This is a genomic window from Terriglobus sp. YAF25 (assembly GCF_052113305.1).
In the GTDB taxonomy this organism is placed as follows: Bacteria; Acidobacteriota; Terriglobia; order Terriglobales; family Acidobacteriaceae; genus Terriglobus.
Genome location: NZ_JBFRCY010000125.1, coordinates 1 through 10446 on the forward strand (window position 1 = coordinate 1; position 10446 = coordinate 10446).

Consider the following 10446-nt stretch of genomic DNA (forward strand, 5'->3'; position numbering starts at 1 on the left):
GGGCAGGTCAGCGGCTATGGTGACAAACAGGGCAGGTCAGCGGCTATGGTGACAAACAGACTGGCGAAGTCAGCGGCGGGCAACTGCCGACCGTGCTGCAGCGCGTAGGCGTGGAGCAGCACCTGAATACGCCACTGCCATTGCATGTTCCGTTCACGGACGAGACCGGAAAGTCCGTCACGCTGAACGACTACTTCGACGGCAAGAAGCCCGGGCTCTTTGCTCTGGTGTACTACCGCTGCCCGATGCTTTGCTCAGAGGAGATGGATGGCATGGCCTCCGCTCTTCAGATGGTGAAGCTGAAGCCGGGCAGTGACTTCAACATCGTGATGGTCTCGATCGATCCGCGGGAGACCCCGCAGGATGCGGCCGAGAAGAAGGCGATGTATGTGAAGCGGTATGGACACCCGGAGACGGCGAACGGCTGGCACTTTCTGGTCGGACCGAAGACCTCGATCGATGCGGCCTCACAGGCGACAGGCTATGGCTATGTCGAGGTAAAGAGCCCGGATGGGCAGACCTCGCAGTTCGCGCATGCCTCGGCGCTGGAAGTGGTGACACCCGAGGGACGGCTGGCGCAGTACTACATGGGCGTGGAGTACTCGCCCAAGGATCTGCTGCTCGGCCTGATCGATGCTTCCGGCAACAAGATCGGTTCGCCGGTCGCCAACATTTTGACGTATTGCTATCACTACGACCCACAGCAGAACAAGCACAGCCTGATCGTGTCGCGTGTGGTGCAACTGGGCGGCATGGTTACCGTGGCCGGCCTGGGTGGGTTCATGTTCTTGATGTTCCGGCGGGATGTAAGGCTGGGACGTGATCATTCTTTGACGAAGCGACAGAACGGATAAAGGGAAACGATGGGAATCAGTCCGGTACTTTGGCAATTTCTAAACAAGTGGCTCACCTCTTCGGCGTTGTTTCCGAAGGAGGCGTCGACCATTGCTCCCTATGCCGACGCTCTTTACTTCTTCCTGCTGGCGATGACGCTTGTCGGTGTGCTGATCGTCGGCGCGCTGATCTTCGGTTTCTCGCTCCGCTACCGTAAGGAGCGCAACCCCGAGGCGACGCAGATCGAAGGCTCCACGCTGCTGGAAGCAACCTGGACCATCATTCCGCTGGTCATCTTCCTCGTGACCTTCGTCTGGGGCGCGCTGCTGTACTTCCGCATCTACAACCCGCCTGCCAACTCGATGAACATTTACATCGTCGGCAAGCAGTGGATGTGGAAGGCCGAGCATCCAGGCGGCCAGCACGAGATCAACACGCTGCACGTGCCCACAGGCCGTCCGGTGCAGTTGACCATGATCTCGCAGGACGTGTTCCACTCCTACTCGATCCCCGAGTTCCGCGTGAAGCGTGAGGTGATTCCCGGCCGCTACTCGACGGTGTGGTTCAATGCCACCGAGCCGGGTGTCTATCACCTGTTCTGCACCCAGTACTGCGGCACGCTGCACTCGGGCATGATCGGTACGGTCACGGCTCTGTCGCCAGACGATTACCAGAAGTGGACTGACGCCTCGACCAGCGGCATGAGCCTGGCACAGAACGGTGAGCGCCTGTTTGCGAGCCTGGGCTGCAACCAGTGCCACACCGGCGCTGCCGGCGCCCGCGGACCAAACCTCGCCGGTCTGTACGGCAAGAAGGTTCAGATGGAAGACGGATCGACGCAGCTTGCCAACGAGGCGTTTCTGCGCGACACGATCCTGAATCCGTCGTCGCACGTTCCGGCCGGCTATAAGCCGATTATGCCGACCTACCAGGGCCAGATCAGCGAAGAAGGCCTGATCGATCTGGTGGAGTACCTCAAGTCTCTGAAGACCAACTATCGTGTGCAGCAAACGCTGACCACAGCAACGTCCACAGAAGCGGCGCCGACCACGCCGGGGATGGTGAAGCCATGAGCACTATCGTTAGCCTTCCGGATCAGAGCACTGCTGCTCTTCCGAAGCGGAATTACCTGAACGCTGAGCACGGCCTGCTGAGCTGGCTCCTGACCGGAGACCACAAGCGCATCGCCATGCTGTACCTGATCTCGATCACCGGCTTCTTCTTCCTGGGTGGAGCATTTGCAGGCCTGGTGCGTCTGGAGCTGCTGACTCCTGCAGGTGACCTGCTGGCTGCCGACACCTATAACAAGATGTTCACGATGCACGGCATCGTGATGATCTTCCTGTTCCTGGTGCCCTCGGTTCCGGCAACACTCGGCAACTTCCTGATCCCGATCATGATCGGAGCAAGGGATCTTGCCTTCCCGAAGATCAACCTGTTGAGCTGGTACCTGTACCTGATTGGCGGCACCTTCACGCTGACCGCGCTGGTTCTGGGTGGTGTGGACACGGGCTGGACCTTCACGACGCCGTTGTCGACGCACTATCTGAACACGCACGTGATTACGACCGGTCTGGCGATCTTCGTCGCCGGCTTCAGCTCGATCTTCACGGGTCTGAACTTCATCGTGACGATTCACCGTATGCGCGCACCGGGCATGACCTGGTTCCGTATGCCCCTGTTCGTGTGGTCGAACTACGCTGCCTCCATCCTGATGGTGTTGGGTACACCGGTTCTGGCCATTGCGATCGTCCTGGTGGTTCTGGAGCGTACGATTGGCCTGGGAGTCTTCGACCCGGCCAAGGGCGGCGATCCGCTGCTCTTCCAGCACCTGTTCTGGTTCTACTCGCACCCCGCCGTGTACATCATGATTCTGCCGGGCATGGGTGTGATCTCCGAAGTGATGGCAAACTTCAGCCGTAAACGCGTCTTCGGTTATACGGCCGTCGCCTTCTCTTCCGTGGCCATCGCGGTCTTCGGCTTCTTCGTATGGGCGCACCACATGTTCATCATGGGTGTCTCCAACTACTCGGCTCTGGTCTTCTCACTGCTGACCATGCTGGTTGCCGTGCCTTCAGCTATCAAGATCTTCAACTGGTCGGCGACGCTGTATAAGGGTTCTTCCCGCAGTTCATTCTTGGCTACCTGGGCATGCCGCGCCGTTACCATGCGTACCCGGCTGACTACCAGGTGCTGAATGTGCTGTCGACGGCGGGCGCAACGGTTCTGGGCGTCGGCTATCTGCTGCCAATCCTGTACCTGGCGTGGTCGCTGAAGTACGGTGAGATTGCTGGTCCTAATCCCTGGCAGGCTACCGGTCTGGAGTGGCAGTTGCAGTCGCCGCCGCTGACCGAGAACTTTACGGAGATTCCGTATGTCGACTACGAGGCATACGATTTTGAGTGGCTGGCCCACAAGCAGAAACAAGAGGTGACGACCGTTGGATAACGCGATGGTAGTAACGCAACCCGGCGAGCTGCACGAGGAGCACGAGCACGAACACGTGCATCTGCCGCAGCATCGGCATCATTTTGAGACGGAGGAGCAGCAGCGCGAGGCGGCAAGCTTCGGCATGTGGCTCTTCCTCCTGACCGAAATCATGTTCTTCGGCGGTCTGTTCATGGCCTACCTGTTGTACCGCAACTGGTACAACCCGGCCTTCGTCGCCGCCAGCCACACGCTCTCCATCAAGCTGGGCGCGCTGAATACGGGCATCCTGATCACGTCGGGCTTCTGCATGGCGATGGCCGTGTGGGCGGCGGAGACGCGCAAGCGTAAGGCGCTGGTCAACTTTCTGGGTCTGACCAACTTCTTCGGTATCGCCTTCCTGGTGGTGAAGTACTTTGAGTACGCCGAGAAGTGGCACGACAGCCACATCCCGGGCTTGAAGTTTTCGATTGCCGACTTCGGCAAGCTTGGCGTCGATATGGCGCAGAAGACGCAGGTCTACTACTCGCTCTACTTCGCTATGACCGGCATGCACGCCCTGCACATGATCATCGGCATTGTGCTGATCTTCTGGTACATGGTTCGCGCTAACCGCGGCGAGTTCACCGAAGGCTATGTTGCGCCGATCGAGAACTTCGGTCTGTACTGGCACTTCGTCGATATCGTCTGGATCTTCCTCTTCCCGCTGCTGTATCTCATCGATCTGGGAGCAAAGTAAATGTCGGATCTTCATCACGACCCTGCAAACATCACGAATCCCGAGCATCATGAGCACCACATCGTCGGGCCCTCGGTCTATCTGACTATCTACGGCACACTGCTGGCGCTTACCGCGATCACGGTGGCGGCCGCCTATGTCGAGATGGGCGCCCTGAACCCGATCGTGGCTGTCCTCATTGCTGTCATCAAAGCGACGGTGGTGATCCTGTGGTTCATGCACATGAAGTACCAGTCCAAGCTGCTCAAGCTGACCATCGGCGCCGGCGTCTTCACCTTCCTCGTCCTGATTGCGATGACGCTGAGTGACTATATGAGTCGCGCCTGGGGACTTTGGTAAGGCAAAGCTACCTGAAATTGCAGTACACGAATGCGGCCTTCGGGCCGCATTCTTATTGATATGACCGATTTGCTGGAGCTGCCCGACACCCTCAGAGCCATTGCGGAAGACCCGCGTGTGACCGTGCGTCGTTGCGGGATGCCGGACAGGGCTGGAAAATGCGTCGTCTACTGGATGCAGCGCGCTGAACGTGGCGTCGATAATCATGCACTGGATACGGCAATCGATCTGGGCAACGAACTCGGCCTGCCGGTCGTGGTGTACTTCGCCGCGATCTCGAACTTTCCGCATGCCAACCTGCGCCATTACTCCTTTCTTAACCAGGGACTGCGCGATGTTGAGCACGACCTGACGGAGCGCAATGTCAGCTTTGTTGTTCGCCGTCCCCCGCATGAGGATCACCTGAAGTTCTTCGCTGAGGCGAAGGCCGCCATCGTCATCGGAGATGAGAACCCGATGCGTGCACCAGAGAGCTGGCGCAGGCATATTGCACGGCATATCGATATGCCGTTCTGGACGGTGGATGCTGATGTGGTGGTGCCTTCGCGATTGCTGGAAAAAGCTCAATACGGGGCCTATACGCTGAGGCCGCGCGTACAAAAGTTATGGCCGCATTTCCTGAAGCCCTACCGAAATCCCACTGCGCAGCATGCCTGGAGGCATCCACGCGGACTGCAAGCGGAGAATCTAAATCTCGACATCACGCGGGGATGGAGAGACCTGGACCGCAGCGTCCTTCCCGTCGAGGAGTGGACCGGAGGAACACGTGCGGCGATGAAACGGCTGCGGCACTTTGTGCGGGAGATGCTCGCAGGGTATGAGCACGACCGCAATCATCCGGAGCTGGATGGCAGCTCACGGCTTTCGCCATACCTGCACTTTGGCCACATCGGGCCGCTGGCAATCGCGCTTGCCGTGCAGGAGGCGGTGAAGAAAGAGCCTGGGTTGAAGTCCGCCCGCGACAGCTACTTCAATGAGCTTCTGGTGTGGCGGGAGCTGGCGATCAATTACTGCTGGTTTCAGCATGACGTTTACGATTCGGACGCCGCAGCGGAGAACTGGGCTAAGCAAACGATAGTGGAGCATGCCAGGGACGAACGGCCGCACCTGTATTCCCTGGCGCAACTGGAGGCTGCCCAGACCCACGACGACCTGTGGAATGCGGCACAGCGCCAGATGCTTGACTTCGGCTGGATGCACAACGTCATGCGCATGTACTGGGCGAAAAAGATCCTGGAATGGTCGCCGAGCGTGAAGATAGCGGTGCGGCGAGGTATCCATCTCAACGACAAGTACTTCCTCGACGGGCGCGATCCGAATGGATACGCCGGTATCGCCTGGGCGATGCTGGGAAAGTTCGACCGGCCATGGAATGAGCGGCCTATCTTTGGGAAGATCCGGTATATGTCGCGCGAATCTACCGGGCGAAAGTTCGACTCGAAACGATATATCCGGCAGATAGGGTAGAAAATTCGGACCAGGTGCTATTTCATTACCGAGTCGAAGAAGCAATAATTGCGTTTAAGGGTTTATCGGTCATTATGGCGAAGTATCTGATTACAGGAGCTGCCGGCTTTATCGGATCGCATCTGACGGAAGCGTTAGTTGCCCGTGGAGAGCAGGTCCGGGCGCTCGACAATTTTGCTACGGGACGGCGCGAGAATCTCGCGCCGGTGATGGATGGGATCGACTTCGTCGAAGCCGACCTTTGTGACGCGGATGCCGTGATGAAGGCGTGCGAAGGCGTGGACTACATCTTTCACGAGGGGGCTTTGCCCTCGGTGCCGCGCTCGGTTAAGAAGCCGCGGCCAAGCCACGAAACCAATATCAACGGCACCTTCAATCTGTTGGAAGCGGCGCGCGCGAACAATGTGAAACGCGTGGTCTATGCCGCTTCGTCATCCGCATATGGCAACCAACCCGGATTCCCTCGGGTTGAGACCATGAAGCCGCAGCCGATTGCACCGTATCCAGTGCAGAAGTTGGCAGGTGAGCTCTACATGCAGAGCTACTGGCAGGTCTATGGTCTGGAGACGGTGTGCCTGCGCTACTTCAATATCTTTGGTCCGCGTCAGGTGCCGGACTCGCCGTACTCCGGTGTGATGGCGAAGTTTACGCTGCAGATGATGCAGGGCGAACGGCCGGTGATCTTTGGTGATGGCGAGCAAGGCCGTGACTTTACCTACATTGATAACGCTGTCCATGCCAATCTGCTGGCGATGTCCGCTCCGGCGGAGAAGGTTGCGGGACGGGTTTTCAACGTCGCGTGCGGAGAACGGCACACTCTCAATGAGACTTATGCCGTCATCGCGCATCTATTGAACTATGCTGAGCCCCCTCAGTATGGGCCGGAGCGCACCGGAGATGTCCGTGACTCACAGGCAGATGTCACTGCCGCCCATGAAGCCTTTGGCTACACCCCGATCGTTGGGTTTGAAGAGGGACTGCGACGCACCGTTGCCTGGTATTTGAGTAGTGCGTACTCCTCAAATACCGAAGAACTCATAAGAAGTTAGAGGGAGATTCTGGTACGTGACTCCACTTCACATCATCCGTAAGGCGGTCGCACCCGAAGCTGCGACACTTGATGCATGGAAAGATCGTATTGCCAACCGCGAAGCGAAGGTAGGAATTGTAGGTCTCGGCTATGTTGGTCTGCCGCTGGCTCTACTATTCAGTGACGAACGTTTTGCGGTTACCGGGTTTGATGTCGATCCGCTGAAGGTCGACTTTCTCAACAAGGGCAAATCGTACATTCACCGCATTGAGGCGGAGAGCATTCAGGCAGCGCAGAAGAACGGCTTTGTCGCGACGGCTGATTTCTCTGAGGCCCGTTATCTCGACGCAATTCTGATCTGCGTTCCGACGCCGATTGACGACCACAGCGCTCCGGACATGAGCTACGTCGTCAACACCATTGAGGCGCTGGCGCCCCATCTTCACGCCGGTCAGCTGGTGGTGCTGGAGAGCACGACTTATCCGGGAACGACGGAAGAGATTATTGCTGCCACCATCGACCGCATCGGCGAAGAGACCGATGTGCAGGTGCTGCGTGACCGGCACTCGCAAGCGGCGGAGACGCCGCAAGAGCTGGATGGCGTGATGGTTGCCTTTTCGCCAGAGCGCGAGGATCCGGGCAATACCGATGTGGAGCGCCACGACATCCCCAAGGTGATCGGCGGTATCGATCGTCGTGCCTCTGAGGCTGCCGAGGTCCTCTATTCCAGCATCTTCCGGCGCACGGTACGCGTTTCTACACCGGCAACGGCCGAGATGACCAAGCTGCTCGAAAACATCTACCGTTGCGTGAACATCGCCATGGTGAACGAGCTCAAGCAGCTTTGCATGCGCATGGGCATCGACATCTGGGAGGTGATCGATGCGGCGGCGACCAAGCCCTTTGGCTTCCAGGCCTTCTATCCTGGTCCCGGTATCGGCGGCCATTGCATCCCTGTCGATCCGTTCTACCTCTCGTGGAAGGCGAAGGAGTATCACTTCTCGACACGCTTTATCGAGCTTGCCGGTGAGGTGAATCGCAGCATGCCGGAGCATGTGATCCGCAGCGTGGTGAATGCGCTGAACGATCAGGGCAAGTCCATCAAGGGCGCAAAGGTGCTGATGCTCGGCCTTGCGTACAAGAAAGATATCGATGACCTGCGCGAATCGCCTTCGCTGCCTATCTACGAGATGCTGGAGAAGAAGGGCGCCGAGGTACGTTACAACGATCCCTACTTCCCGCGCGTGGGATCAGGGCGTAAGTACTGGCTGAACACCGAGAGCGCTCCTCTGGAGAACCTCGACCAGTACGATTGCGTGGTGATCGTGACGGATCACTCCGCCTACGACTTCGAGAAGATCGTTGCCGAGTCCAGGCTGGTGGTCGATACACGCAATGCGACGCGTGGCATTCGTTCCCCGAAGATCTATCACTGCTAAGGCCGCAGCAGGTTGAAATAGGAGATGCGACGGCGAAGGCCGTCGCATTTTCTTTTGCTCTCTAGTTTCCGAGTGCTTCGAAGGGACGATTCAGAATTGGATATTGCTTCCAGTCTTTGTAGTCGAAGTGCCACCACTCCGTTGGATTGACCTGAAATCCCTGCTTCTCCATCGCATGACGCAGAATGCTTCGCCGRCTGCGTTCCTCTTCGGTTCCGCCGGTGTAATTGGCATAGGCGCGTTCGGTCATCTCGTCGTAGCCGCTAGGCATGGTGACCTCCGTGCCGGTTTTGAGGTCGTAGAGCGAGAGATCGATGGCGCAGCCTCGGTTATGTTTTGAGCCGGCTTTGGGATCGGCGACAAAGATCTTCAGGTTATCCGGTGTGGCGTCCCAGAAGATGCGGGTGATGTACCAGGGCCGGTAGCCATCGTGGATGATGAGGCCATAACCCAACGGCCGCAGTTCCTGACTTGCACGCACGAGCGCCTCCGCCGCTGGGCGTTGTAGAAAGGCGCGCGCCTGTGTGTAAACCGGTGTGCCCAGGAAGTTATTCGCGGTGGCGTAACGGATGTCGAGCTTGATCGTCTGGTCGAGCCGCACCAACTCGGCAAGGTCTGGTTTTAGGAAGTCGYCTTCCTCATGGGGAGGCTGGGTCGCCAATGCTTCCTTGCGGAGCTCTTCGACCGGACGCAGAGGCGTGATCTTGAAGACCGGTGATTGAGCCAGCGCCGAGGTCAACGCGAGCACGCAACAGGCAGCCCACCACGGAGAGCATTTCATGATTCAGATAGTGTCATGGCATAAGCGCGAGAGCAATGCGGGTTCAGGAAGCCCTTGCGAGGAAGCGACGGCTGAGCCAACGGCGGACCGGTTCGTCATAGAGCTTCAAACAGGCATATGCGATCGACACTGCTGCAATCAGAAGGACTACTCCCCAGATCGCTCCGCGAGCAGGCGGGATTTTCTCCTGCACTACCCACGCGGTATAGATGTAGATCAGCGGATAGTGCGTGATGTAAAGCGGGTAAGAGAGGTCTCCGAAGAAGCGGGCGATGCGGATGGATGGGCCATCGACACGCTTTTCTCCAGCCCCAATCGCGACGATGATGGGGAACACGACGACAACGCACAGGAGATCGTAGATCCCGTTGACCCAGAGATGTTGTGCTCCGCCCAATCGCGGAAAGGCAAGCGCTGCTATCAGAAGCAGCGTGCAGATGCCGAAGGGGGCCCGAGTATGAATTCGCTTTCCCACACGCATCAACAGCATGCCTGCAAGGAACGGGAACAATAGGCGTGCGAAGCCGATGTGAAGCTGCGCCGCATTGATTGACCAGCCGCCGATCAGATCGCCACGCGGCCCGAAGATCGCGACCTGTCCAAGAAAGATTCCTGCGAATAATACAAGTACCCACAGCACTCGATTCGAAAGCTTTCGAAGACCAAGCGCATACAGAATATTCGCGATGTACTCGAAGAAGAGTGACCATGCGGGACCGTCGAGCGGATGCATCTCGCTCCAGCCGCGAATATCCAGGGAGACCGGCAATGGAAGCAGCGTGCAGCCCAGCAGCATAACCAGCAGCATCTTCGAGACCGGAGTGGAGTTCACCAGCGGAAACATGCTGCCGCCCTGGAAGTAGAAGAGGGCCGCGCCGATCAAACTGCCCATTACGACCATCGGCTGCAGCCGGATCAGGCGCCGCTTATAAAACTCCCACTGGCCCATGCGGCTCCAGCGATCGTCATAGGCGTAGGCAATGACGAAGCCGGAGAGTAGGAAGAAGAAATCGACCGCCAGATAACCATGGTTGATGATCTGCTTGATCGGATTTCCATCCGCATATGCCTCGAAGGTGTGGAAGATCACGACCATCAGGGACGCGACACCCCGCAAGCCGTCCAGGACGATGTAATGACTTTTCGCGGGTGCAATGGCCGTTGTGGACGTCGCGGTTAATGTCGTATTCATTCGGCGTGTTCCATGGTTACATACGTAATCGGAAACCGGCCAGAAAAACCGGCAGATGTAAGTTGATGAAAAAGCAGGGCCGAGTGGTCCATCACAAAAAGCTAAGACTTTCCTCGTAATCCCCGATGTAGGTGAGCCCCTATAGTCGGGCTGAACCACAACAGGTTTCGCATCTCTCTCCACACAACACATGGGCAA

9 protein-coding genes and 1 pseudogene are annotated in these 10446 nt (G+C 57.9%); 8 read left to right on the top strand and 2 right to left on the bottom strand.

From position 1 onward, the window contains the following. Window positions 1-92: 92 nt before the first annotated feature. From AB4043_RS07065 to AB4043_RS07100, 8 genes and pseudogenes are all read left to right on the top strand, one after another. Complete coding sequence (locus tag AB4043_RS07065; protein WP_442306749.1) at window positions 93-854, top strand: SCO family protein; 762 nt, start codon at window positions 93-95, stop codon at window positions 852-854. A gap of 9 nt (window positions 855-863) precedes the next feature. Then, entirely contained in the window at window positions 864-1907 is a 1044-nt protein-coding gene (gene coxB / locus AB4043_RS07070; protein ID WP_442300352.1) for a cytochrome c oxidase subunit II, read from the top strand. Next, window positions 1904-3282, top strand: a pseudogene (locus AB4043_RS07075) (cytochrome c oxidase subunit I). Before coxB ends, AB4043_RS07075 begins: the two are co-directional and overlap by 4 nt. Before the next feature lie 4 nt (window positions 3283-3286). Continuing rightward, window positions 3287-4000, top strand: coding sequence for a cytochrome c oxidase subunit 3 family protein (locus AB4043_RS07080; protein ID WP_442300354.1), 714 nt, complete (start codon window positions 3287-3289; stop codon window positions 3998-4000). Further along, window positions 4001-4339, top strand: a complete 339-nt coding sequence (locus AB4043_RS07085) for a cytochrome C oxidase subunit IV family protein (RefSeq protein WP_442300355.1) — start codon at window positions 4001-4003, stop codon at window positions 4337-4339. Between the two features lie 30 nt (window positions 4340-4369). Continuing rightward, a complete protein-coding gene (locus AB4043_RS07090) occupies window positions 4370-5806 on the top strand; it encodes a deoxyribodipyrimidine photo-lyase (RefSeq protein WP_442300356.1) in 1437 nt (478 codons plus the stop codon). Window positions 5807-5880: 74 nt separating this feature from the next. Further along, window positions 5881-6855, top strand: a complete 975-nt coding sequence (locus tag AB4043_RS07095) for an SDR family oxidoreductase (protein ID WP_442300357.1) — start codon at window positions 5881-5883, stop codon at window positions 6853-6855. Between the two features lie 34 nt (window positions 6856-6889). Further along, on the top strand, window positions 6890-8275 hold the full coding sequence (locus AB4043_RS07100; RefSeq protein WP_442300644.1) for a nucleotide sugar dehydrogenase: 1386 nt from the start codon (window positions 6890-6892) through the stop codon (window positions 8273-8275). 61 nt (window positions 8276-8336) lie between these two features. On the opposite strand, the gene AB4043_RS07105 is transcribed toward AB4043_RS07100, so the two are convergent. Next, window positions 8337-9056: a M15 family metallopeptidase gene (locus AB4043_RS07105; RefSeq protein ID WP_442306750.1), complete on the bottom strand. Its 720-nt coding sequence runs from the start codon at window positions 9054-9056 to the stop codon at window positions 8337-8339. Between the two features lie 43 nt (window positions 9057-9099). Next, on the bottom strand, window positions 9100-10248 hold the full coding sequence (locus tag AB4043_RS07110) for an acyltransferase family protein (protein WP_442300359.1): 1149 nt from the start codon (window positions 10246-10248) through the stop codon (window positions 9100-9102). Between the last annotated feature and the right edge of the window lie 198 nt (window positions 10249-10446).

Bases quoted from the DNA above. Each gene is read 5' to 3' on its own strand.
- coxB (WP_442300352.1), top strand. From the start codon at position 864: ATGGGAATCAGTCCGGTACTTTGGCAATTTCTAAACAAGTGGCTCACC.
- AB4043_RS07080 (WP_442300354.1), top strand. From the start codon at position 3,287: ATGGTAGTAACGCAACCCGGCGAGCTGCACGAGGAGCACGAGCACGAA.
- AB4043_RS07085 (WP_442300355.1), top strand. From the start codon at position 4,001: ATGTCGGATCTTCATCACGACCCTGCAAACATCACGAATCCCGAGCAT.
- AB4043_RS07090 (WP_442300356.1), top strand. From the start codon at position 4,370: ATGCGGCCTTCGGGCCGCATTCTTATTGATATGACCGATTTGCTGGAG.
- AB4043_RS07095 (WP_442300357.1), top strand. From the start codon at position 5,881: ATGGCGAAGTATCTGATTACAGGAGCTGCCGGCTTTATCGGATCGCAT.
- AB4043_RS07110 (WP_442300359.1), bottom strand. From the start codon at position 10,248: ATGAATACGACATTAACCGCGACGTCCACAACGGCCATTGCACCCGCG.